Annotated in this window: 21 protein-coding genes and 1 tRNA gene; 15 read left to right on the forward strand and 7 right to left on the reverse strand. The window is 31.4% G+C overall.

Going from position 1 to position 24,300, the window contains the following annotated elements; genetic code table 11:
• Positions 1-281 precede the first annotated feature (281 nt).
• Complete coding sequence (locus tag DAD81_RS16290) at positions 282-710, forward strand: DUF6526 family protein (protein WP_111709376.1); 429 nt, start codon at positions 282-284, stop codon at positions 708-710.
• A gap of 45 nt (positions 711-755) precedes the next feature.
• On the opposite strand, the gene DAD81_RS16295 is transcribed toward DAD81_RS16290, so the two are convergent.
• The 6 genes from DAD81_RS16295 to DAD81_RS16320 all read right to left on the reverse strand — a co-directional run bounded on the left by DAD81_RS16295 (position 756) and on the right by DAD81_RS16320 (position 7,415).
• Positions 756-1,973, reverse strand: coding sequence for an ABC transporter permease (locus tag DAD81_RS16295; protein ID WP_111709377.1), 1,218 nt, complete (start codon positions 1,971-1,973; stop codon positions 756-758).
• A gap of 2 nt (positions 1,974-1,975) precedes the next feature.
• Positions 1,976-3,145 carry an ABC transporter permease gene (locus DAD81_RS16300; protein WP_157961161.1) on the reverse strand — a complete coding sequence of 390 codons (1,170 nt, stop codon included), beginning with the start codon at positions 3,143-3,145 and terminating at the stop codon, positions 1,976-1,978.
• Between the two features lies 1 nt (position 3,146).
• The gene (locus DAD81_RS16305; RefSeq protein WP_111709379.1) at positions 3,147-4,139 is read right to left on the reverse strand and encodes an HlyD family secretion protein; all 993 of its coding nucleotides are present in this window, start codon (positions 4,137-4,139) and stop codon (positions 3,147-3,149) included.
• 7 nt (positions 4,140-4,146) lie between these two features.
• Positions 4,147-5,517, reverse strand: a complete 1,371-nt coding sequence (locus tag DAD81_RS16310) for a TolC family protein (protein WP_111709380.1) — start codon at positions 5,515-5,517, stop codon at positions 4,147-4,149.
• Position 5,518: 1 nt separating this feature from the next.
• Entirely contained in the window at positions 5,519-6,112 is a 594-nt protein-coding gene (locus tag DAD81_RS16315; RefSeq protein ID WP_157961162.1) for a TetR/AcrR family transcriptional regulator, read from the reverse strand.
• A 160-nt stretch (positions 6,113-6,272) separates the two neighbouring features.
• On the reverse strand, positions 6,273-7,415 hold the full coding sequence (locus tag DAD81_RS16320; RefSeq protein ID WP_111709382.1) for an acyl-CoA dehydrogenase: 1,143 nt from the start codon (positions 7,413-7,415) through the stop codon (positions 6,273-6,275).
• 784 nt (positions 7,416-8,199) lie between these two features.
• Between DAD81_RS16320 and nhaD the strand changes: the two genes are divergently transcribed.
• The 6 genes from nhaD to DAD81_RS16350 all read left to right on the forward strand — a co-directional run bounded on the left by nhaD (position 8,200) and on the right by DAD81_RS16350 (position 13,141).
• Entirely contained in the window at positions 8,200-9,564 is a 1,365-nt protein-coding gene (gene nhaD, locus DAD81_RS16325) for a sodium:proton antiporter NhaD (protein ID WP_111709383.1), read from the forward strand.
• A 102-nt stretch (positions 9,565-9,666) separates the two neighbouring features.
• The gene (locus DAD81_RS16330; protein ID WP_111709384.1) at positions 9,667-10,359 is read left to right on the forward strand and encodes a MotA/TolQ/ExbB proton channel family protein; all 693 of its coding nucleotides are present in this window, start codon (positions 9,667-9,669) and stop codon (positions 10,357-10,359) included.
• A gap of 60 nt (positions 10,360-10,419) precedes the next feature.
• A complete protein-coding gene (locus tag DAD81_RS16335; protein ID WP_111709385.1) occupies positions 10,420-10,812 on the forward strand; it encodes an ExbD/TolR family protein in 393 nt (130 codons plus the stop codon).
• A gap of 4 nt (positions 10,813-10,816) precedes the next feature.
• A complete protein-coding gene (locus DAD81_RS16340) occupies positions 10,817-11,701 on the forward strand; it encodes a cell envelope integrity protein TolA (protein WP_111709386.1) in 885 nt (294 codons plus the stop codon).
• Positions 11,702-11,707: 6 nt separating this feature from the next.
• Complete coding sequence (locus DAD81_RS16345; RefSeq protein WP_111709387.1) at positions 11,708-12,925, forward strand: bifunctional folylpolyglutamate synthase/dihydrofolate synthase; 1,218 nt, start codon at positions 11,708-11,710, stop codon at positions 12,923-12,925.
• A gap of 138 nt (positions 12,926-13,063) precedes the next feature.
• A tRNA-Val gene (locus DAD81_RS16350) sits at positions 13,064-13,141 on the forward strand.
• Positions 13,142-13,881: 740 nt separating this feature from the next.
• On the opposite strand, the gene DAD81_RS16355 is transcribed toward DAD81_RS16350, so the two are convergent.
• Positions 13,882-14,751: an AraC family transcriptional regulator gene (locus DAD81_RS16355; protein ID WP_111709388.1), complete on the reverse strand. Its 870-nt coding sequence runs from the start codon at positions 14,749-14,751 to the stop codon at positions 13,882-13,884.
• A gap of 155 nt (positions 14,752-14,906) precedes the next feature.
• Here DAD81_RS16355 and DAD81_RS16360 point away from each other — a divergent pair, with 155 nt between their 5' ends.
• The 8 genes from DAD81_RS16360 (at position 14,907) to DAD81_RS16395 (ending at position 24,201) form a co-directional block, all read left to right on the forward strand.
• Positions 14,907-16,346, forward strand: a complete 1,440-nt coding sequence (locus DAD81_RS16360; protein ID WP_111709389.1) for a sugar porter family MFS transporter — start codon at positions 14,907-14,909, stop codon at positions 16,344-16,346.
• On the forward strand, positions 16,339-17,049 hold the full coding sequence (locus tag DAD81_RS16365) for an RraA family protein (RefSeq protein ID WP_245949332.1): 711 nt from the start codon (positions 16,339-16,341) through the stop codon (positions 17,047-17,049). Before DAD81_RS16360 ends, DAD81_RS16365 begins: the two co-directional genes overlap by 8 nt.
• Positions 17,050-17,060: 11 nt before the next feature.
• The gene (locus tag DAD81_RS16370) at positions 17,061-17,342 is read left to right on the forward strand and encodes a UxaA family hydrolase (protein WP_111709390.1); all 282 of its coding nucleotides are present in this window, start codon (positions 17,061-17,063) and stop codon (positions 17,340-17,342) included.
• Between the two features lie 4 nt (positions 17,343-17,346).
• Complete coding sequence (locus DAD81_RS16375) at positions 17,347-18,537, forward strand: UxaA family hydrolase (protein ID WP_111709391.1); 1,191 nt, start codon at positions 17,347-17,349, stop codon at positions 18,535-18,537.
• A 10-nt stretch (positions 18,538-18,547) separates the two neighbouring features.
• Complete coding sequence (locus tag DAD81_RS16380; protein ID WP_111709392.1) at positions 18,548-19,312, forward strand: SDR family NAD(P)-dependent oxidoreductase; 765 nt, start codon at positions 18,548-18,550, stop codon at positions 19,310-19,312.
• Positions 19,313-19,374: 62 nt separating this feature from the next.
• Positions 19,375-21,213 carry an alpha-L-fucosidase gene (locus DAD81_RS16385; protein WP_111709393.1) on the forward strand — a complete coding sequence of 613 codons (1,839 nt, stop codon included), beginning with the start codon at positions 19,375-19,377 and terminating at the stop codon, positions 21,211-21,213.
• Positions 21,213-22,361 (forward strand): alpha-amylase family protein, encoded by a 1,149-nt coding sequence (locus tag DAD81_RS16390; RefSeq protein ID WP_111709394.1) that lies wholly within the window; start codon positions 21,213-21,215, stop codon positions 22,359-22,361. The genes DAD81_RS16385 and DAD81_RS16390 overlap by 1 nt, the downstream gene beginning before the upstream one ends.
• 40 nt (positions 22,362-22,401) lie before the next feature.
• Positions 22,402-24,201, forward strand: coding sequence for an arylsulfatase (locus DAD81_RS16395; RefSeq protein WP_111709395.1), 1,800 nt, complete (start codon positions 22,402-22,404; stop codon positions 24,199-24,201).
• Positions 24,202-24,300 lie beyond the last annotated feature (99 nt).

The raw sequence follows: 24,300 nt of genomic DNA on the forward strand, positions 1-24,300 counted from the left end.
TCCGAACAGAGAAGTTAAGCCTATCAGCGCAGATGGTACTGCCACTAGGTGGGAGAGTATGTCACCGCCTTTCTTTTGAAAAACCTTCAATTTAATTATTGAAGGTTTTTTTTTGCCCTTTTTTTAACTCAAAACCTTCGTTTAATTCATTCTTAACCTTGAATTATAGGTGTATTAGCATATACCACTATTAATTTAAATACTTTTGTTGTTATTAGTTACCTAAATAGTTACCTAATTTTGTTTAACTTTAAAAATAAATAAACTAATAAAAATAATTTATGAAACATCAAAATTTAGAAAATCACGGTAGAATTGTAATAGGTTTTCACGGTTTAACATTCTTAGCTATTATTGTATTGTTAATAGGCTCCATTATGTCATTGGTAAAATCAAATGAAGAGACTTTATATACTGCTTCATTGCTTGTTTTGATTGCAGTTATTTTGTTGATTTTATCTTATTATATTAGAGGATTTGCGTTAAAAGCTCAAGATAGAGCAATTAGAGCTGAGGAAAAGTTAAGATATTTTATATTAACGGGAAAGGCAGCACCGAATGAGTTAACTACACGTCAGTTTATTGGTCTTCGTTTTGCTCCTGATGATGAATTTGTAGAGTTATGTAAGAAAGCTATAAAGGAAAACCTTTCTGAAAAAGATATTAAAAAATCTATTAAGAATTGGAAAGCTGACAATTATAGAGTGTAAATTTTTGTACCTAATAACTTAATTAAAAAATCCTTATAATTTATTTTATAAGGATTTTTTAGTTATATTTTTTCGCTCTTTAGTTGATTGTAATTTTAATGTAATTGTAGCTAGTACAAAATAAATAAGGGCTAATAACCATAAGTGATTCCATTCAGGTGAGACTTCACTAAAAGATGCTTTCATTTGTGTTAGTTTTACAAATCCATTGATACCTGGTGTTGAAGGTATTGTTTGAGTAATATATTGGTAAAATTTAGGAAATCCTTCCATAGGAAAGGATAATCCGCTTAACATTAAAGATGGTATTGACGTTAAAACTATAAATACAACAGAATCTTCTCTTCTTTTAAATAATGAACTCATAGCGATACCAAAAAATACCACAGCTAATAAATAAGGTAAAGAGAATATATAGACCATCCATAAAGAAGATCTAACAGGTATAGAAAATAGAGTATACACAATACCAATTTGGATTGGTAAAATAATTGAAAATAAAGCGGTATAAACAAATGATTTCCCTAATAATACTGGAATCGTTCCACCTTTGTGAAGGATTCGAGGGAAATTTGACAACATGTTGTTATCCTCATGTCTTGTACCATTTATGATACCTATAGCCATTAATAAAACTAATTGAACTATTAATGCAGTTAAAACGGGAATTAAATAAGTAGCATATCCTGAAGATGTGTTAAATAAACTGGTTGTAACTGTTTGAACAGGAGTATAGTTAGCCTTCGCTTGTGCTATTGAATTTCCCTTTGCCATATTTTTTTTAATGACAATACCTGCGTTAAAATATCCTGTAGCAACCGTTACATCTCCTATTACTTCTTTGTAAAAGAGCATATTTGAAGCATCAGCATAAGTTGTTATGGTTGTTTGTCTCCCTCTCCTAAGATCTTTTCCAAAATTCTTAGGGATTATTACAACTCCCATAATTTTGTTCGAATAGAAATGCTGTTTAGCTTCTTGTAAATCGGCATAATTTGTTTTTGTATCTATACCTTTTGAAGTATTTAGCATTGAAATATAATCCCTACTTGTTTTAGAAGCATCTTGATTTACAATTGCTATAGGTACTTCTTTAACAACTTCGTTCGAGTATAAATACGTGTAAACAATTAAAATTATAAATGCTACCGATAAAAAAGTACTAACTAAAGCTTTGTCTAATTTTATAGCATTCCATTCTGTAGCGACAGAGTTCCAAAATGATATTTTAGCACGATGATATTTTTTATAAAATGATTTCATATTTATGTACGTTCTAAAAATGAACCTCTCTTTAATAATTTGTTTAATTTTTTATAGCTAATTAAAAAAACAAAAACATTTATAAATATTAATATTAATATTGGTTTAAAAGAAAAGAATATGGGGATTCCTCGTTGTGTTTGATCTACAAATAATTCAAAATAATGTGTAAAAGGGAATATTTGACTTAAATATTGTATGAATTTAGGCATCCCAAAAATTGGAAAAGTAATTCCAGAGAAGGATAAACTAACAGCTGCAAATCCCGATCCGAAAGTTAACGCTTCCCTAAAACTTCTACTTACTGCTATAAATAATAGCGAAAAAGCTTGTGTAGAAGTAATTAATAAAAATAGCCCTAAAAGAAGTATTATTTTATTCCCGGTTAAAGGGAAATCTTGTAAAACAAACATACTATAGTACATTAAAATACCTATAAATAAAAACCATAATGTGTATGGTAATGTTTTTGCAAATATAATTACTGGTAAATTTTCTTTACCTATGTTATATAGTTTTTCTCCTTTATTATATTTTAAATCAACACCAAAACAATAAATGGTAGTTAATATTACAAATATTTGTAAAAAATAGGTTAAAAAACCTGAGTTTAAATAATAGGAGTAATTGGTGTATGGATTGGATAAAACGTGATTATCTGAAGTTATAGGTTGGAAATTTGCTTTTGCTTGGCTTATTGAGGTTCCATTAGCCATTTGTTTTTGAATATTTACACCAGCTGAAAATGTTGCTACGACTTTTCTAAAAGCTTTATTTTCTAAACCAGAAGGCAATAAAACATTGCTATTATATTGGTTTATTACTTTGGTTTGTTTGCCTTGTTTAAGATCACTTGCAAAATTAGCAGGAATAATGACTAAACCATATGCCTTTATTTCTTTTACCAAGCGCTCTCCTTCTAATTGATCGATTGGCTTATATTTTACCAATATTTCAGGAGTAGCATCTAACTGACTTATTAAATTTCTTGATATGGAAGAATTATCTAAATCTAAGACAGCTATTGGTAAATCTCTTGCAACTCCTTTACTTAGTAGGGTGTTAAAAAAAAGTATAGCTATAATCGGTAGAATAACTGCAAAAATAAAAATTGCTTTATTATGAAAAAGCATTCTAAATTCACGGTTAATGATGTTTAAAAACGGTTTCATTTTAGTTTTTAAATTGAGAAGCATCAATTAAAATACTCATTCCTGGGCGTAATTCAATTTCTGAATTTACAGGAGAAGCCTTAATTTCAAAAGTTCTAATGTCAAAATCTCCAGTTGTTTTTGTTGCGTTCCAAGTTGCGAAATCTCCTAGGGCTGCAACATAGTATATTTTAAATGTCACGGATTTGTTTTGTAATGCAGGGATTGTTGCTGTAAATTCTGAACCTTTTTCAAAATTGAATAAACTAGTTTCCTTCACATTTACAACAGCAAATGAATTTGATAAATCTACTAAATGCACTACAGGATACCCAGCTCCAATTAATTCTCCTTGTTCAGGTAAAAAATCCATAACTTCAGCATCAATAGGGCTAGAAATGAATTGTTCACTTTTATAACTTTCTAATTCATCTAAAGCTCCCTCAGCTCTTTTTAGCAATGCATTTGCAGCGGCAATATCTTCTTTTCTGGCTCCTTTTAAAGCAATTTTGTATTGTTCATACGCAGCTTCTTGGTCTTTTAATGCAGCATTTTTCTTTGCTAGAATTTCATCTCTTTGTTGTTCAGAAACCACACCATCTTTAAATAAATTTTCAATTCTATTGTAAGATTTAATCATTAAATCTGCTCCAACTATGGCTTTTTCATAAACACTTTTGTATGCATTTATTTCTTCAATTCTAGCTCCATTTACTGCTTTATTTTGTTGTGCACTTGCAGCATCTTTTGCCGCCAATGCTTGTCTTTCTTTAGCATTAATTTCAGGGCTTTCAAGTGTGGCAAGTAGTTGACCTTTTAAAACACTTGAACCTTCTTTTACTTCAGTAGTTTTTAAACGTGAAGGTATTTTTGCTGAGAGATATATTTCTTTAGCTTCAATTCTACCTTGAAAAACCACTTCTTTAGGTTTATTTATTAGCCAAATACTTATCAGTAATAATATAGCGATAATTAAAATGCTTACTATTAATTTTATAGGTTTTGAATTTTTCATTTTAATATTAAATTTTATTCAAGAATTTTTCTGTTTTGTTGATATTTACCATTAATTCTCCATAAGTTTTGTTGTAATGGTAAAGCGCTTTTATTTTGTATAACTTTATTTCAGTTAGTTGCAAGGTGGCATCTATAACTTCTAGGGATGTTCCTGTACCTTCTTCAAAGGCACGTGTACGCATAAATTTAAGTTTTTCTGCAAGTGCTTCATCATTTTTTAAACTATTGTATTGTTCAAGTTGCTTTTCTAATTCATTGTAAAGTTTTTCTGTATATGTCAATAAATTTAGCTTTGCTTGTTTTTCGAGTTGTTGAACTTGAATAACCTTATGTTTTGCAGCTTTAATTTTATGTTCTCTTTCAAAACCATTAAATACATCCCAAGAAGCACCAACACCAACTATCCAATTAAGATCTACTAGCGATAAATTATCTTTCCATAAAGTATGTTTTCCAAAGAGTGCAACTTTAGGAAAGTATTCGCTAGTTTCAACTTTAACTCCGATTTTAGCTAGTTCTTGATTTTTTTCTAGGAATTTTAGTTGTTCATTTTCTTTAATCATTTCAGTTTGAAATTCCTTTAAAGAAGTTTGTATTGAAGGAATTATAAAATCTGATGAAGTAGTATTAAAATCTTTACCGCCAATTAAATTTTTAATAGCTGTAGTAGCGAGTGAGACATCTTTTTCAGCGGCTAATAATTCTCTTTTTGCGTTTGAAAGGGCTACTTTAGCATTTAAAGTTTCAACTTCAGGAATTATTCCATTTTCAAATAATTTTGTTGCGTGATCACTATGTATTTGAATTGTTTGGTAAACTTGTTGCCGTAATTCTTTAGCTTCATTTGCTAATTTTAATTTATAATAATAGTCTATTAAGTTAATTATTAGCGAATTTTCTTTAATTGTATGACTATTTTCAGAAAGTTCATATTTAATTTGGGAAGCTTTATTGGCAGCATTTATTTTTCCACCAGCAAAAATTGGCCAATTAATATCAGCAGTAGCAAATCCTAAATTTTTTTCAAGGGCTGTAAAATTCCAATCACCAAGTACTGTAGGATCTGAAATACCAAGAAGTCCGCTAGCCATATTCCGTTGTTCGTTTAAATCAAATCCGATATCATTTTGTAAATGTACATAAGTACCAGATAGACTAAGAGAAGGATAGCGCAATCCTTTAATAGCTTTTTGTTCCTCTTTTTTTGCATTTACTTCTTGTTGAGAAGCATTTATATCTCCATTTTTTAAAATCATTAATTCGTAAGCTTCTTTTAATGATAATTCTTGAGCATTAGTAAAAGTGCTTAAAAAAAGTAATAGGAGAGGGATTGTTTTAGCTGATTGTTTTAACAGCAATTTAAAATTGATAAACATTTTAATTATCTTTTTTTAGTATGTTTAGTATGTTTTCAGTTAAATAAATAACATCATTATTATTTATAGTTTCAATTCCAAAATTGTTTACCTTTTTAAAATTAATATAATCTACTACGTAAATAAAAAGGTGAAAATGTATTTGTAATATGTTGATGTTTTTTCCTATTTCACCAGATTTTTGGCCAATACTTTTAAGGTTTTCTATTAGTAGTAAGTTTCGTTCTTTTAAACTTTTATCAACCTTAAAATTATTGTTGTGAAGTAATTGGTAATAAAATTTTGAAGCTTCAGGTTTGTTTACGGCATAATTAATTCTGTTTTTAATAAAAGCTGTAACAATTGCAGTTACACTTGTTGGATTTGAATTAATTAAAATTTCTAATTCATTATTAATTGAAACAACTTTATCGAAATAAAGTTCATCTATTAAGGCTTGTTTACCGCTGTAAAGTCTATATAGATATCCTCCACTAACATTGGCATTTTTAGCGATCATTGCAATGGTGGTTTTTTCTATTCCACGATCAACAATAGTTTTCATTGTAGCTTTTTTAATTCTTACAAGCTTATCATTATCAATTTTCCGAGCCATTACACCTTTTAAAATAGAGTGTAAATGTATGAATAAACATTCATTCATTAATAAACTATATCATAAAATTTTGTTATAAATTTTAAGTTTATTGTTTGAAAAAACAAAAAAAGTCTGCACTTTTAATGCAGACTTTAAGTATTGTAAGGTATTGTGGAAATTATTTACCTAATACGCTTCTTGAAATTACTATTTTTTGAATTTCGGAAGTTCCTTCGTAAATTTGAGTGATTTTAGCATCACGCATTAATCGTTCTACATGGTATTCTTTAACAAAACCATATCCCCCGTGAATTTGTACAGCTTCAATAGTTACTTGCATAGCCATTTCCGCAGCAAATAATTTAGCCATAGCACTACTTAAGTCATAATTATTTCCTTGATCTTTATCCCAAGCAGCTTTCATACAAAGGTGACGAGCAGCCTCTATTTGTGTGGCCATATCTGCTAATTTAAATGCAATTGCTTGATGTTTACTAATTTCTTTTCCAAAAGATTTTCTTTCTTTTGAATATTTTAGAGCTAACTCATAAGCACCGGAAGCAATTCCTAATGCTTGAGAAGCAATTCCTATGCGTCCACCGGCTAAAGTTTTCATTGCAAATTTAAATCCAAATCCATCATCTCCAATTCTATTTTCTTTAGGTACTTTTACATTAGTAAACATTAGTGAATGCGTGTCTGATCCACGAATACCTAGTTTATTCTCTTTTGGACCAACTATAAATCCTTCCATTTCTTTTTCAACAATAAAAGCATTAATTCCCTTATGGCCTTTTTCTTTATCCGTTTGGGCAATTACAATATATACACTTGCAGTGTTACCATTTGTAATCCAATTTTTTGTTCCATTTAATAAGTAATGGTCTTCTTTTTCAATAGCAGTTGTCTTTTGTGAAGTTGCGTCAGATCCTGCCTCTGGTTCACTTAAACAAAAAGCTCCAATAATATCACCTTTAGCCAATGGGACTAAATATTTTTGCTTTTGTTCTTCTGTTCCATAAGTTTCCAAACCCCAACAAACCAAAGAATTGTTAACCGACATAACTACAGAAGCGGAAGCATCAACTTTAGAAATTTCTTCCATTGCAATTACATATGAAACAGCATCTAAACCACTACCACCATATTTTGGGTCTACCATCATCCCCAAAAAGCCAAGTTGTCCCATTTGTTTAACTTGTTTGGTTGGAAATTGTTGGTTTTCATCTCGTTCAATAACACCTGGTTTAAGCTCATTCTGAGCAAAATTTCGAGCTGCATTGCGTATCATTATATGTTCTTCAGATAATTTAAAATCCATAATTGATAAATTTTTTAGAAAATTGATTGATGTATCTCAAATATAGTTTTTTTTTAATAGTTTTTTATTAAATATGCCTATCAAATAGGTACAAAAATTTGAGTTGGAGAAACATTTAGTAATAAAACGAAATTAATGGTTGTTTGTTATTTTAGAATTTAAGATTTTGTGTTTGGAAGGTAAGGAACTCCTTTATTACTAATTAGAGATTTATTATTATTTAATTATGTTTATTATTTAAGTTTAAAAGGATTTTCTTTTAACATTTACCAATTAAATTTTTTAGGTTTTAAAATAGTAAAAAAACTAATTTTATTAATAATTATAAATTATCTATTGAAGCTGTTTTAAGAATTTTTATAGAACATATTACAAAATAAACCTTGGTAATTATTAATACTAATTCTACAATAAAAATATTAATCACTAGAGCTAGAGTGACCAATAAATTTTTTATTTTAAGAATAATAACCTTGGTAAAATGTATAAATGGAATACCTAATACATTATTAATTGATTAGGAAGAAGTTCTAGTTTTAGTATTATTAGAAGTGTTAAGTATTGAAAATGAGGTTGATTGGTTAAACGATGTAACAGTGTCTATAAAAAATAATTCTTCATGTAAAATCATTATATATTAACCATGAAGTTTATTATATTTGTTATTCACACAAATTCTAATTAATCAAATATAGAGGTTTAAATAATTTAAATTTTAAAGGGACTTAATATAAAATTTATAATAACCTATATTTACAGCAAAACAATAAATTAATAATAACAAATGGATACACTAATAATTATAATTTTTATTTTAGGTTATTTAGCGATAACCCTTGAGCACAATTTAAAATTGGATAAGTTAATTCCTGCTTTAGCAATGATGGCAATTCTATGGGCATTAGTATCATTTGGGATTGATGATTTTACCAGCTGGTTTGATTCTGCTGGACATAAATTAGTAGAAGGGTTTTCAGGTTTTACTAGTGAAGAAAAACATCATTTACTAGAGGAAACATTGTTACATCATTTAGGGAAAACAGCAGAGATATTATTTTTCTTATTAGGAGCAATGACTATTGTTGAAATAATTGATTATTTTGATGGTTTTGCAACTTTTAAAAACTATATAAAAACAAAGAAAAAGAAAAAATTATTATGGATTTTTGCTGCATTAGCGTTTATATTATCTGCTATTATAGATAATTTAACGGCTACAATTGTTTTAATTACAATTCTGCAAAAAATTATTAATGATAAAAATACAAGGCTATGGTTTGCAGGATTAATAGTTATTGCAGCAAATGCTGGAGGAGCTTGGAGTCCTATTGGAGATGTTACAACTACAATGCTTTGGATTGGTAAAAAAGTAACTACTTTTAAATTAATTGAATACTTAATTATACCATCTTTATTATGTGTTTTAGTTCCTGTTTTAATAGCTTCATTTATGAAACCATTTAAAGGAAGTTTAGATGTTGTTGAAGGAGAGACAAATGGTAAACCTAATAAATATGGTCCAATAATGCTTTATTTAGGTTTATTTGCAATCATATTTGTACCTATATTTAAAACAATTACGCATTTACCACCATATGTTGGTATGATGTTGTCATTATCTGTTGTTGGTATTTTTGCTGAAATTTATAGTAGATCACAATTTAGTATTTCACATGCAATAGATACAGAAGGTGATGATTCTCAAGGGTTTCATAGCCCAGTTCATCAATCATTATCTAAAATTGAAATGCCGAGTGTCTTGTTTTTCTTTGGAATTTTAATGGCGGTTGCCGCATTAGAATCTTTAGGAATGTTATTTATTGGTGCAGAACATTTAAAAGTAATTATACCTAATAATGATATTGTAATTCTTTTACTAGGTATAGGATCTGCAGTTGTAGATAATGTACCATTAGTTGCAGCAAGTATGGGAATGTTTCAAGCTGGTATAGATGATCATATATGGCATTTTATAGCTTATTCGGCAGGAACAGGTGGTAGTATGTTAATTATTGGATCAGCTGCAGGTGTTGTTGCAATGGGAATGGAAAAAATTAATTTCTTTTGGTATTTTAAAAATATTGCTTGGCTAGCAGCTATTGGTTTTTTAGTTGGAGCACTCGCTTTTATGCTATTAAGAAATTTTTAAATAAATTTTAACCCAAGAGTTTAATTCTTGGGTTTTTTATTAAAATATTATTAAACAATTTTCAGAAATTTTATTCGTTAAAGAAACATAAAAATTAAATTCATGTTATTAAGTATTTTACAAAATCCCCCAGAAGAATTAGCAGAAGTAGTTTCAGAAGAGAAAACACTTTCCATTTATAAATTAATAATGGATGGAGGTATAGGAGGACAAGTTATAATTGCCATACTAACTGTTTTATTAGCAGTGGCTTTATATATTTATTTTGAAAGGTTTTTTGCAATTAAAGCAGCTTCAAAAATAGATAGTAACTTTATGAATCAAATTAGAGATTATGTTTCAAATGGAAAATTAGATGCTGCTAAAGCATTATGTTCTCAAGCAAACTCTCCAGCTTCAAACTTAGTTGAAAAAGGAATTTCTAGAATTGGAAAACCCCTGGCAGACATCAATTCAGCTATTGAAAATGCAGGTAGGTTAGAAATATATAAATTAGAGAAAAATGTTCCGGTTTTAGCAACAATTGCAGGTGCTGCTCCAATGATTGGGTTTTTAGGAACTGTAATTGGTATGATTGTGGCAATTCATGAAATTGCAAATGCAGGTGGACAAATAGATATTAAAATGCTGTCTGATGGATTGTATACGGCAATGACAACTACTGTAGCAGGACTAATAGTTGGTATTATATCTTATATTCAATACAACCACTTGGTGGTGAGAACAAATAAGGTGGTGTACGAAATGGAAGCCAAATCTGTTGAATTTCTTGATTTATTAAACGAACCTATATAGTTGATGGTTTACAGTTTCAGTATAAAAATAAAACTATTCAACAACAATAAATAATAGCAAATGGATATTAGAGGTAGAAATAAAATAAATCCGAATTTCAATATGTCTTCAATGACAGATATTGTGTTTTTATTACTCATATTTTTTATGATTACTTCCACATTGGTAACTACTAGCGCATTAGATATTTTGTTGCCAAAAGCCAGTGGTAAAACGGAAAACAGAAAATCTGTATCTGTGAGTATAACTAAGAAACTCGCTTTTTATATTGATAATAAAAAAGTAAGTGAATCTAAATTGGAACAAGATTTGTTATCTATTTTAGCAGGTAAGGAAAGTCCAACAATTGTTTTACGAGCTGAAGAAGGAGTTCCTATTGAAAAGGCTGTAAAAGTAATGGATATAGCCAATAGAAATAGGATTAAAGTTATTTTAGCTGTTAGACCAAAATAAGAATATGTCTACATTATTAAATACAAAACATAAAAGAAAATCAGCTGTTATAACAAGTGTTATAATGAGTTTGTTATTGATAGCAATTTTTTTTGTTGGAATGAAATATATGGATCCACCAGCAGAATATGGAATTGCTGTTAATTTTGGAACTTCAAGTGTTGGTAGTGGAAATGTTCAACCTAAAGAACCTTTAAAAGCCGCTTCAGAAGAGAAAATAGTTGAAGAACAACAAGAAGAAATAAAAGAAATTAGTGAACCTAAAGTTGTGGAAGAAACATCTGAAAAAACTGAAGATGTTGCAACTCAAGAAAACGAAGAGGCAATTGCTATAAAAAAGGAACAAGAAGCAAAAAAAAGAGCTGAAAATATTGCTAAAAAAGCTCAATTAGAAAAAGAAAGAATAGAAAGAGAGCGACAAGCCGAAATTGCAAAACAGAAAGCTGAAAAAGAGGCTAAAAGAAAGAAATTAGATGCATTGATTGGTGGTGTAAAGAATTCTACTGGAACTGCAACCGGAGGAGAAGGAAACGATGGTGTTCCTGGTGATAAAGGAAAAATTACTGGAGATCCTAATGCTAGTGGTTACTACGGTAATGGTGGTGGAGGCGGTAATGGAGATTACAACCTGGGTGGAAGAAAACCTTTAAGTAGACCAAAACCAGCATATATTTGTAATGAAGAAGGTTTAGTTGTTGTTAGAATTGAAGTTGATGTTAATGGTAGAGTAATTAAAGCAACACCAGGTGTAAAAGGATCAACAAATACAGCTTCTTGTTTGTTAACACAGGCAAAAGTAGCTGCATTAAAAACCAAGTGGCAGCCAGATTCTAAGGCACCATCTAAACAAGTTGGAACTATAAAATATAGATTTTCATTATCTCAATAACTTTTAATGGATTATAAGAATACCGTCAATTGGATGTTTTCGCAATTGCCAATGTATCAGAGGCAAGGTGAAACTGCTTTTAAAAAAGATTTATCTAATACTTTAAAACTTGCAACATATCTTGGAAATCCGCAGAGGAATTTTAAGTCTGTTCATGTAGCGGGTACCAATGGAAAGGGATCAACCAGTCATATGATTGCATCTGTTTTACAAGAAGCAGGCTATAAGGTTGGTTTATATACTTCACCCCATTTAAAAGATTTTAGAGAACGAATTAAAATAAATGGTGAAGTAATTTCAGAAAGTGATGTTATTAATTTTACTGAAGCAAACAAATCTTTTTTAGAAGAAAATAAATTATCTTTTTTTGAAATGACTGTAGGTTTAGCTTTTAATTGTTTTGCCAATCATAAAGTAGATATAGCAGTTGTTGAAGTTGGTTTAGGAGGACGTTTAGATTCAACAAATATTATTTCACCAGAAGTTTCTATAATTACAAATATAGGTTTAGATCATACACAGTTTTTAGGTGAAACCTTACCCGAAATAGCCTTTGAAAAAGCGGGTATAATTAAAGATTCAATTCCTGTAGTAATCGGTGAGTATCAAAGTGATGTTTATACTGTTTTTAAGAATGTTTCAGAAGATAAAAATGCAATTATTTACAATGCGTTTGATTTAGAGGGAAATCCTTTTAAAACCGATTTACAAGGTGATTACCAAGAGAAAAACATTAAAACAGCTGTTCAGGCAATTGAAGTTCTTAATTTAAAGAAGTACAATATAACTAGGCAACAAATTGAAGCAGGTTTATCAAATGTTGTTAAAAATACAGGACTGTTAGGTAGATGGCAGGTTTTAAATGAAAAACCAAAAGTAATTTGTGATACAGGACATAATAAGGATGGGTTAACCTATGTATTTAATCAATTAAAAAAACAAAATTATAAGAAATTGCATATAGTAACTGGAGTTGTAAATGATAAAGATTTGAAATCAATTTTACCATTGTTTCCTAAAAATGCAATGTATTATTTTTGTAAACCAGACATTCCTAGAGGGCTTTCAGAAAAAGATTTACAAAAAACAGCTTTTGAGTATGGTTTAATAGGAGATACTTATAAATCGGTAAATGAAGCTTACAAGTTTGCTCTTCAATCTGCAGATAATAATGATTTAATATTTATAGGAGGAAGTACATTTGTTGTAGCTGAAGTAGTTTAATTTTAGGTGAAAGAAATTAAATTTAATTACTAAAATATTGAAATTAAAGAGGTTGTGTTTTATTGTGATTTTTTATTAAAAATTATTTCAAATTAGCTTTGTTACTATGATAATAGACTGTATATTTGCATCCGCTTAGGGCAATTAGCTCAGTTGGTTCAGAGCACCTCGTTTACACCGAGGGGGTCGGGGGTTCGAATCCCTCATTGCCCACCAAAGTAAATCCTACTATTTCTAGTAGGATTTTTTTATGCTTTATATTTTGGGAATTAGCTTATTTAATTGGGTTTAAAACTATGATGGTAAATCAATTCAGATTTAATTGTTTTTAAGAATGACTCTGTCACAGTATTATCTCAACAATTTCCTTTATACTCATACTTTGAGTAATTAGTTTATTTGTTTTCTAAATTCTTTACTGGCATATTGGATTCCTTTACACGAATAAAAAAGCAACAATCCAACAACAGTAAACTGCAACTAATAAGAAGAAAATACCTATGGTAACGGAACAGAAAGCACATAATTTTTTGAGGATTAGTATATTTAATGTAAATCCAACAATAATAAAAAAATAAATATTAAAAGTCTATTTAACCGCAAATAAGATGTTGAAATTTCAAAAACCTATGAAATTGAGTAATTATTTATTTGAATTATATGGCAACACATAGTATTGTTTACTTTGATGATTAAAATTACTTAAATCCAGCCAATACTATTTATTAATTAGGCCCACTACTACGTGAGATTTAAAATAGAATCCGTTGCATCTTTTAAAATAGAAGTAAAAGATAAGCAACTATATTTAAAAGAATGCATCTTAAAAGAAAAGCTAATCCTTTATTGGTTTAAAGGACTAGGCAAAAATCAAACTAAACTCAATTAAATACTGTTACCGTATCTAATATTTAAGATGCGGTAACTTTATGCTTCTATTTCGTACCCTATAGAAATTAAATTGTTTTGATATTTATTCTAAATTTAGAGGGTAATGTTTTTTTGTGTTTTTTAAAAGTTCTAATAAAATGAGGGATGCTATTAAAGCCGCAACTAAATCCTATTTCAGATAGGCTCATTTGATTTTCTTGGATTAATCCACAGGCATAATCAATACGTAATTCATTTAAAAATTCTTTAAAAGTTTTTCGAGTATGTTTTTTGAAATATCTGCAAAAAGCATTTGGTGTTAAATGAGCGATATTACATAATTCCTGTATAGTTATATCTTTTGTGAAATTATCTGAAATATAATTAATCACATTATTTAATCGTGTTAAGTTTTTATCATCTAAAGAGAAATTTACTGATGACGACCCCAAGATACTTATACCCCTATCCTTACTAAGAATATCTAATATTTCAATAAAACCAATAATTTTTCGGGATTTAGATAATTCTTCAAGTTTATACAATTTTCCAAGAACAGACTGTGTAATTTCCGGACTAAATAAAATACCTTTACTTGATTCATCTAGAAGTTTCTTAATTAAATTCATTTCAGGAATACTCCAAAAAGATTCACCTAAAAAATTTAATTCAAAATGTATGACAAAAGCATGTGCTTTAAGTTTTGATTCTTTGGAAAAGTGGGTATGGTCATTTTTCCAACAATGGGGTACATTTGGACCAACAAGAACTAATTCACCAGGAAGAAATTTATGAATACTATTTCCAACGAATCTAGTGCCTTCACTTTTAATAATATACACAAGTTCTAATTCATTATGATAGTGAAAAGGATTATAGAAAAAAGGAGTTATTTCATTCACTATATAAAACGAAATATCTGTTTTATTTGGAACTTGGATTAATTTAGGCTTCATATAAATTACTTTTTCAATCAAAAATAATCATTTAATTAATACATTTAAGGTAGAATACTGCAATTTTGTGCTTATAAACATAAATTATTTAAAAATATATTTTAATAATTTTGTTATCAAAGAAGTGAATTTAAATAAAGAACCTAAGACTGAGTATGAAAATAAAATCAGAAAAATTAAATTACGAGACAAATCGCTCAAACTTTTACTTATGGTTTATTTGTATAATAGCTGCTTTTGGAGGACTCCTTTTTGGATATGATGCAGTAGTAGTATCAGGTACAAATTCACAAGTGGTTGAGCAGTTTTCTTTCTCAAATGCTGAATTAGGCTTTTATGTAAGTTGTGTTCTCTGGGGATGTGCAATAGGTTCTGCTATCGCTGGGCCAGTTTCTGATACATTTGGCCGTAAAAAAACTTTAATGATTGCTTCAATATTAATTTTTATATCTGCAGCATGGAGCGGTTTAGCAAGTACTCCAACGGATTTAATAATAGCTAGGTTAATTGGAGGGTTAGGAATTGGTTCTGCAACTATGGTTTGCCCTTTGTATATTTCAGAAGTATCTCCAGAGAAAATGCGAGGTAGAATGGTTACTTTATTTCAGCTAACCATTACTATTGGTATTGTTATGTGTGTATTTGCTAATTGGGGGATTTTCAATTTTAAAGAAGTCAATTCAGATAGTATAACCGGAGATACAAGTATCTCTAAACTTTGGAAATGGGTAATAATAGATGAGAATTGGCGTGCAATGTTTATGGCTGAAGCACTACCTGGATTACTTTTCTTAGGATGTACATTTTTTATACCCGAAAGCCCTAGATGGCTTGTGAAAAAAAATAGAGGACAAGAAGCTGAAAATATTTTGGCTAGAATTAACGGCCCAAAACGTGCTAAGGAAATAAGAATGGATATAGAAGATACACTTACTGAAGAAGGAAGAATTAATTTTTCAGACTTATTCAAAAATCGCCTGCGCCGTCCATTAATTTTGGCAATTTTAATTTGTATATTGTCTGAAGCTTGTGGGGTTTCAGTAATATTTTATTATGGACCTCAGATTTTTGAAAGTGCAGGTTTTGATTTAGGTGGATCATTAGGTGGCTTTGCAAGTATTGCTATCGTAAATTTTATAGCAACACTTTTTGCTCTAGTATTTATTGATTCAGCTGGAAGACGAAAACTACTAGCAGTTGGAACAATAGGAGCATTCTTTTCGCACATTGCTATTGGTTTATTATTTATGAATGGTTCTACAGGTTGGCCTATTGTACTTGCTATTAACGTATTTATAGCCTTTTTTGCTTGTGCTATTGGTCCAGTAAAATTTGTGATTGTATCTGAGATTTTTCCTAATCAAGTTAGAGGAAAAGCCATCGCATTGGCTACGTTTTGTATTTGGATAACTAGCGCTGTTGTAGCACAGGTATTCCCTATAATTGAGGCATCAACACCAACAGGGACGATTTATTTCTTCTTTGCGATTGAACTATGTATATTACTTTTGGTAGTGAAGTTCTTAATGCCAGAAACAAAAGGGCGAACAATAGAAGATATTGAACGGTCTTGGTTAAAAAAAACTAATGAATAAATTTTTAAATATGAATCTTTGGAAAAATGACAGTGAGTTATTTCAACTTGCAAAAAAAGAACTTTTTGTAGCTCTTGTTGGTGATGTAATGGATAAAATGGGATTGTTACACCAATTCTTACCACAACAGATTAAGCCTTTGAATAGTGAAATGGTTGTAATAGGTAGAGCAATGCCTGTACTTGAAGCAGATGTGTTTTCAGAAAAACTAGAGGGCACGGCAAATCCAATTATGGCAAAACCTTTTGGTTTAATGTTTGAAGCTTTAGATAGTTTAAAAAAAGATGAAGTTTACATTTGTTCAGGAGGTTCCTATAATTATGCTATGTGGGGTGGATTAATGAGTACAAGAGCAACAAATTTAGAAGCAGCGGGAGCAGTAGTAAATGGTTTTTCAAGAGATACAAATGAAATACTACGTCTTGACTATCCTACATTCTCTGGGGGTACTTATGCCCAAGATCAAGGACCTAGAGGAAAAGTAATTGATTATGGTATTCCAATTGAGTTTGGTGGTATTCTTGTAAATCCAGGAGATGTGGTTTATGGAGATCGAGATGGAGTACTAATTGTACCTGCCGAAAGAGTAGAAGAAGCTTTTTCCTTGGCTTTAGAAAAAGCTAGAGGAGAAAAATCTGTTCAGATAGCATTGGAAAATGGGATGAGTACCGTAGAAGCTTTTGAAACATTTGGAATTATGTAATTTTAAGAAATATGGCTAAAAGTAAAATTATTATACTGCATCCATCTGATAACGTAGGAGTAATAATATCAGATGTTAAAAAGGGTGAATCTATTGAAATTAGTGGGGGAATAATTAAAACAATTTCTGATATAACTTTTGGGCATAAAATGGCGCTTAAAAACTTATCTAAAGGAGAAAAGGTGAAAAAATATGGTGTACCTATTGGGATAATTACTTCAAATGTTGATGCTGGTGGTCATGTTCATATTCATAATATTGAGAGTTTGTACATGAAACAATATACAAAATAAAGAAATGTTAAGAGGCTATTTAAGAAAAGACGGTAGAAAAGGAATTCGGAATTATACACTTGTTGCGTATACGGTTGAATGTGCTCACCATGTAGCTAGAGAAATACAATATCCATTTAGAGATAAAGGTGTACATCTAATTGGATTTCATGGATGTGCGCCAAACGATTACGCAAATCAAATGATGCAATCACTTTGTACGCATCCAAATGTTGGAGCAGTACTTATTGTGTCATTAGGTTGTGAAAATTTAAATAAAGAATTACTTGAAGAGAGTATAGGCAAGGCAGGTTTACCAGTTAAAACGATAACTATCCAGAAGTCAAAAGGAAGTAGAACATCTATTTTATTGGGGCAAGAATGGATTCAAGAACAAATTGAAATTCTTAAAGAAGTACCTACTGTTCATATGGCAGTTGAAGAATTAGTGGTTGGAACAATATGTGGTGGATCTGATGCAACTAGCGGAATAACAGCAAACCCAGTTATTGGTAAAGTTTTTGACAGCATATTAGCTCAAAAAGCAACAGCTATTTTTGAGGAAACAGGAGAATTGATCGGTTGTGAACATATTATGGCTGAACGTGCCTCTACTCCTGAATTGGCAGAACTACTCATTAAAACTGTAAATAAAGCCAAAGATTATTATTTAAAAATGGGCTTTGGAAGTTTTTCAGATGGTAATGCAAAAGGTGGACTTTCTACAATCGAAGAAAAATCAATGGGAGCCTATAGTAAAAGTGGGAATTCGAAAATTGATGGTATTTTAAAACCTACAATACAACCAACAACGAAGGGACTATTTTTATTAGATGTGGTGCCAGATGGTGATCCTTTATTTGGTTGGCCTAATGCTAATGATAATGCCGAAATAGCAGAGTTAATAGCTTGCGGATCGCACTTAGTTCTTTTTTCAACAGGAAGAGGGTCGGTAGTTGGATCAGCAGTAGCTCCTGTAATTAAAATTTGTGCAAACCCAGAAACCTATGACAATCTTTCTGAAGATATGGATATTAATGCTGGTAAAATTTTAAATGGAGATACAACTATAGAGAAAGTAGCTAAAGAATTGGAAGATTGTATAATAGATATTGCAAATGGAAATTTATCAAAATCTGAAGAACTATTGCATCAAGAATTTCAGTTAGCGTATAAAAAATTTAACAAACTAGAACCTGGTTGTTTACCAGGATAAAAAACAAAAAATGAATTTATCACAATTTAGTTTAAAAGGAAAAACCGCCTTGATTACAGGAGGAGGCTCAGGAATTGGCCTTGGAATTGCAAAATCCTATATTGAAGCTGGTGGGAAAGTAATAATTATTGGAAGAACAGAAACTACACTAAAAGAGGCTTGTGAAAATCTAGGTGAAAATTCTGCTTATTATGCTTTTGATATCACTCACCAATTAGGAATTAAAAATTTAGTAAATCAAATAGAAACCGATCACGGCGCAATTCACATTCTTGTTAATAATGCAGGAATTCACTTAAAAGCTTCGGTATCTCAAACTACAGATGAAAGTTTTTTGAATGTTATTCAAACCCATTTGTTAAGCTCATTTACATTAAGTCGAGAGGTAATGGAATCGATGAAAAGAAATAACGTTAAGGGCTCAGTAATAATGATTAGTTCTATGACTGGAATTATGGCAATGACTCAGGTTGTTGCTTATACAAGTGCAAAAACAGGTATGTTAGGTCTTATGAGAGGTTTGCTTGCAGATTATGCAGAAGATGGTCTTCGTGTAAACTCTATAGCTCCAGGTTGGATTGAATCTAAAATGTTGCATCAAGCATTGGACAATGATGAAAAGCGAAAAAATAAAATTTTAAACAGAATTCCATTTAAGCATTTTGGTAACCCTGAAGATATTGGGAATGCTGCTATTTTTTTAGCATCAGACGCCTCAATTTATATTAATGGGGTTTTATTACCTGTAGATGGTGGTGCGGCAGTAGGATTTTAGTAAGTCCTATTTCTTTAAACTTTTGAGACTTTTTTAACTATTTTGAACTATATATTAAAACAATGAAAACTATCTTCTTAACTTCTTTACTAATTGTTTTATCGGCAACACTTTTTGGTCAAGAAAACAACGCCCCAACCAAAGTCGAAATTGAACCAATTTCTGATAAACAATACAATAACGATTGGGCGGAAATAGACAAACGTCCCTTACCTGGTTGGTTCAACAAAGCCAAGTTTGGGATATTTGTAGTTTGGGGTCCTTACTCAGTTCCATCTTATGCACCCGTTGGACCAAATGGTTATGCCGAATGGTATTGGGCACGTCTTTTAAATGGAGATAAATCCGTAGAGAAATTTCATAAGAAAGTATATGGAGACACAAAAGTTGAAGACTTGATTCATGATTTTACGGCAGACTTTTTTGATGCGGATGAATGGTGTGATTTATTCGAAAAAAGTGGTGCAAAATATGTTGTAACTACTGCAAATTACCACGATGGTTTTGCAATGTATCCTACCGAATATTCGGAAACACAATCTACAAAAGAATGGAATAGTATGGTTGTTGGCCCTAAACGAGATGTCATAGGGGAACTGAATGATGCTGGCAATAAATTAGGCCTAAAAATGGGGATATATTATTCTTTGTACGAATGGTATCATCCTCTTTGGCTCAGCAATCGCGATAAATTTGTGACAGAACAATTCCACCCAAAACTGAAAGAGGTGGTTACAAAATATAAACCTTGGAGTATCTTTTTTGATGGAGATTGGGCTATGTCAGGTAAGAAGTGGAGAAATAATGAATTAGCGAAATGGCTTTACAACGAATCTCCAGTGAAAGATCATGTGGTAGTGAATGACCGTTGGGGAAGTTCACGTGGTATAAACGGTGATGTTTTTGAAAGTGAATACGGTTATGGGAAATGGACTTCTCCTGAGCATCCTTGGCAAGAAGATCGTGGAATTGGACAAAGTTATGGATATAATCGAGAAGAGAATATTAACGATTACAATAGTGCAGATGAGTTGATTGAACAATTGTGTTTAGTCACAGCAGGTGGTGGAAACTTCCTTCTTTGCGTGGGCCCTACAGCCGACGGTCGTATTCCTGTAATTATGCAGGAGCGTTTACTTGAAATAGGTGATTGGCTAAAGGTAAATGGTGATGCAATTTACGATGCAGGCTCCAATCCATTCTGGCCAAGAACATTCGATTGGGGAACAATAACTTCTAAAACCGATACACTTTATGCTCATGTATTTAATCCGAAAATCAATAAAATTACGATTGATGGCTTTTCAGGAAAAGTTACTGAAGCTTATTTCATTGGAGAAAATGGAAAACAGCCAATTAAGTACAAGTCAAAAAAAGGGATGCTGAAACTGCAATGGTCAAACGAGGTACATCTTAGTTCTGTGAGTGTTATTACGCTAGTTACTGAAGGAGAATGTACTTACGATAAGATTCAACGTCAATCGAAAAATGGTGAACTTTTTTTAACAGCTCGTGCATTTTCTTTCTCAAATTCAGAAATAAAACCGATGTATGGAGGCTTCCGAGATCGTATGAAAGTAGTAAACTGGAATAACAGGGATGATTTTGCTACTGCCAATGTAATTATTTCAGAACCTGGGAAATACAAGGTTTCATTAACTTATATGGCAACGGCCAACAACCAGACTGGAAGTGAGCTGGAATTAAGTTTTGCGAATAAAACCTTTCAGCACACAACCATTCTTTGCAAGGAAAATGAAGATTTTATTTTCGAGCCTAAAACCTTAGGAGAAGTTCAAATAGGTAAACCTGGAAGATACACTATTATCATTAAGCCTAAAAAAGAAGGAGTATGGAATGGCTTAGGTCTACAATCGTTTAAAATTGAAAAGATAAAATAATGAAAAATCTAATAATTGTAGTTGGGATAAGCTTGTTTTTGTTTGCATGTTGCAGGAATAAAACCGAATTTAAAACTACTCAAAAAGAAGAAGAAATAAAAGCTTTCTGCCTCGATGTTAATTGGCGTATTGCCAGTGATAAGAGAAAAGAAAATATTAATTCTTTTGCACCTCCAGGAGCATGGGCCGATCTTGATCCTGCGGAGCATGTAGCATGGTGCAAAGAATTGGGTGCCAATGTAATTCAAACCTTTGCTGTCTCTTGTAACGGTTATGCATGGTATAAAGGAGGGGAAGTACCTGAACAACCGGGATTGAAAACCGACTTTTTAACTGAAATGGTTAAACTTGGACATAAAGAAAATATGAAAGTGTTCGGCTATTTTTGTGTAGGTTCAAATACTCGATGGGGACTAGAGCATCCAGAACTTAGTTATGGCACACCCAGCCGACCACATATTCCCTTTACAAAAGAATACAATACCTTTTTAGGCGAATCCATAAAAGAAGCTTTTGAACTTACAGAAATGGATGGATTCATGATTGATTGGTTTTGGAATCCAACAGTAGGTCTTGGAGGGCCAGCTCTACCAACACGGTGGTTAGCTTGTGAGCAAGAAATGTATGCCGAGTTAATGGGCGAACCCTTTCCTGGCAAGGAACAAGTGAGTGACTCCCTTGAGTTGGAATTTAACAGAAAAGCCATAAATCGTTGTTGGCAGCATATAAAAAGAACAGCCAAGACGGTAAAATCCAATGGTGTTATTTGGTTGTCGTGCTCAGAATTAACACATCCCGAGATGCAAAACCACCCCTTAATTAAGGAAGTAGATTGGTTACAAAATGAAGCGGGAGATAAAGAATCATTTGATATAATCCGAACACAAACTGGTAAGCAAACACGATTAATAACCACATTTAGCGCAAATTTCTTTAAACGAAATAATTTGAAAGGTGAGGAAGTGGCTACATATGCTCAAAAAGAAAACATTGGCATGTACTGTTATGCTGGTCCTAAATCATACGATTATGCATTTCCACCAGTTGAAGATTACATTTCCAAACCTTTAGAGTCGTTCACCGATTTAGATGAACGTAATATTGCGATTTTAGCGAGAGTTTTTAATAATTTACCCTTTGACAAATAGGTTAAATTATTTCTGAATATAATTTTATACAAGTACCATTATGAGAAATTTATTGATTTTAATTATTTGCCTAGCTTTTTATGCCTGTAATAATCCTAACACCGAAAGACCAAATGTAATTATCATTTTAACGGATGATCAAGGATATGGTGATTTTAGTTGTCATGGAAATCCGATACTTAAAACACCTAATGTGGATAATTTATATAATCAAAGTATTAGGTTTACAGATTTCCATGTCTCATCGATTTGCACACCTACACGAAGTCAGCTGCTTACGGGTCAAGATGCTTGTCGTAATGGTGCTTTTGCTTGGGCCTATAGCCGTGAAATAATTCACTCGAACATTCCAATGATGCCAGAAATATTTAAAGAAAACGGGTATAATACTGGACAATTTGGTAAATGGCACCTTGGGGATAATTACCCATATCGACCTATGGATAGAGGGTTCGACGAATCGGTAAAACATGGTGGAGCGTCCATTTTTCAAACGCCGGATTATTGGGATAATGATTATCAGGATGATTTTTTTGAACACAATGGTGTAATGCAACAGTACAAAGGTTATTGTACCGATGTGTGGTTTGAGGAGACCAAAAAGTTTATTCAAAAAAGCAAAAATGATGGTAAGCCATTTTTTGTATATCTGCCCACTAATACACCCCATTCACCAAATATTGTACATGAAAAGTACAGTGAAAAGTACCGAGATACACTGAATCAAGGTTACGAGCCTGTTAAAGAGTTTGCCGAAAATAAATTTCACGCTGATGGTATTTCATGGTTTTATGGTATGATTGCCAACATTGATGAGAACATTGGAAAAATGGATGAGTTCCTAAAAACAAATGATCTTTTTGAAAATACTATTTTCATTTTTATGACTGATAATGGAGGAACAGGTGGTTTGCGTGTTTTTAATGCCGGGATGCGCGGTGGGAAAACTAGTTTGTATGAAGGAGGGCATCGTGTACCTTTTTTTATACGTTGGCCCAATGGCAACCTGTCAAAACCTAAAAATATTGATAAGTTAACTCACTCGCAGGATATTTTACCTACGTTGATTGATTTATGTAATTTGAAGTGTGATGAGCAAGACTTTAATGGTGTTAGCTTGAAAAAATTAATGACTGATGCAGATTCGGAATTGGAAGAACGCATATTAGTGATGCAGAATGCCCAATCTGCACTGCCAAAGAAATTCGATGCTACTGTAATGTGGGGTAAATGGAGATGGATCAAAAACAATGAGTTATACAATATTAAATCCGATCCGGCACAACAAATCAATATTGCAGATAAGTATCCCATGGTAGTAGAAAAGATGAGAGCTTACTATGAACAGTGGTGGTTATCGGTTCAACCTTCATTAGAAAATGTACCTGCATTTCCGGTAGGAGGTGATAAATGTGAGGAGGTAACCCTAACTTGTTTCGACTGGCACGGTATTGAAGGTGCAGGAAATGTAACAGTTCAACCTACAATTCGTAAAGGCCAATCGGCAAATGGTTATTGGAACATTGAGATAGTAGAGGATGGTGAGTATGAAATTCGCTGTTCCCGTTGGCCTGCTGAAGCCAAAACACCTATAAGAGCCGGATTACCAAAGCATGAAACTATGACCATTACATATCCAGAAGGGAAGGCTTTGCCAATTGCTTCTGCACAAATTAAAGTAGGGGATGCATCAAAATCAATTAAAATAGAAAATTCTGATTTGTTTGCTTCTGAAAGATTTATTTTGTCAAAAGGTAAATACAAACTAAAAACTACCTTTTTTGATAAAGATGGAGAACTTGTTTGTGGGGCATACTATACCTATTTGTATAAAATATAAATTTCTTAAGAAGGTAAATATAACGTTTGATATAACAGTCAGGACTGTTATATTAGAATTAGAACCTAACAATTAAGAAAAAAATAAATTTCTAATAAA

The sequence above is a fragment of the Lutibacter citreus genome, from assembly GCF_003260195.1.
GTDB classification, from domain to species: Bacteria; Bacteroidota; Bacteroidia; order Flavobacteriales; family Flavobacteriaceae; genus Lutibacter; species Lutibacter citreus.

Coding starts and splice junctions, on each gene's coding strand:
- DAD81_RS16375 (WP_111709391.1), top strand. CDS start 17,347: ATGTTAAGAGGCTATTTAAGAAAAGACGGTAGAAAAGGAATTCGGAAT.
- DAD81_RS16335 (WP_111709385.1), top strand. CDS start 10,420: ATGGATATTAGAGGTAGAAATAAAATAAATCCGAATTTCAATATGTCT.
- DAD81_RS16290 (WP_111709376.1), top strand. CDS start 282: ATGAAACATCAAAATTTAGAAAATCACGGTAGAATTGTAATAGGTTTT.
- DAD81_RS16385 (WP_111709393.1), top strand. CDS start 19,375: ATGAAAACTATCTTCTTAACTTCTTTACTAATTGTTTTATCGGCAACA.
- DAD81_RS16355 (WP_111709388.1), bottom strand. CDS start 14,751: ATGAAGCCTAAATTAATCCAAGTTCCAAATAAAACAGATATTTCGTTT.
- DAD81_RS16340 (WP_111709386.1), top strand. CDS start 10,817: ATGTCTACATTATTAAATACAAAACATAAAAGAAAATCAGCTGTTATA.
- DAD81_RS16345 (WP_111709387.1), top strand. CDS start 11,708: ATGGATTATAAGAATACCGTCAATTGGATGTTTTCGCAATTGCCAATG.
- DAD81_RS16295 (WP_111709377.1), bottom strand. CDS start 1,973: ATGAAATCATTTTATAAAAAATATCATCGTGCTAAAATATCATTTTGG.
- DAD81_RS16395 (WP_111709395.1), top strand. CDS start 22,402: ATGAGAAATTTATTGATTTTAATTATTTGCCTAGCTTTTTATGCCTGT.
- DAD81_RS16300 (WP_157961161.1), bottom strand. CDS start 3,145: ATGAAACCGTTTTTAAACATCATTAACCGTGAATTTAGAATGCTTTTT.
- DAD81_RS16305 (WP_111709379.1), bottom strand. CDS start 4,139: ATGAAAAATTCAAAACCTATAAAATTAATAGTAAGCATTTTAATTATC.
- DAD81_RS16360 (WP_111709389.1), top strand. CDS start 14,907: ATGAAAATAAAATCAGAAAAATTAAATTACGAGACAAATCGCTCAAAC.
- DAD81_RS16315 (WP_157961162.1), bottom strand. CDS start 6,112: ATGGCTCGGAAAATTGATAATGATAAGCTTGTAAGAATTAAAAAAGCT.
- nhaD (WP_111709383.1), top strand. CDS start 8,200: ATGGATACACTAATAATTATAATTTTTATTTTAGGTTATTTAGCGATA.
- DAD81_RS16365 (WP_245949332.1), top strand. CDS start 16,339: ATGAATAAATTTTTAAATATGAATCTTTGGAAAAATGACAGTGAGTTA.
- DAD81_RS16320 (WP_111709382.1), bottom strand. CDS start 7,415: ATGGATTTTAAATTATCTGAAGAACATATAATGATACGCAATGCAGCT.
- DAD81_RS16310 (WP_111709380.1), bottom strand. CDS start 5,517: ATGTTTATCAATTTTAAATTGCTGTTAAAACAATCAGCTAAAACAATC.
- DAD81_RS16330 (WP_111709384.1), top strand. CDS start 9,667: ATGTTATTAAGTATTTTACAAAATCCCCCAGAAGAATTAGCAGAAGTA.
- DAD81_RS16390 (WP_111709394.1), top strand. CDS start 21,213: ATGAAAAATCTAATAATTGTAGTTGGGATAAGCTTGTTTTTGTTTGCA.
- DAD81_RS16370 (WP_111709390.1), top strand. CDS start 17,061: ATGGCTAAAAGTAAAATTATTATACTGCATCCATCTGATAACGTAGGA.
- DAD81_RS16380 (WP_111709392.1), top strand. CDS start 18,548: ATGAATTTATCACAATTTAGTTTAAAAGGAAAAACCGCCTTGATTACA.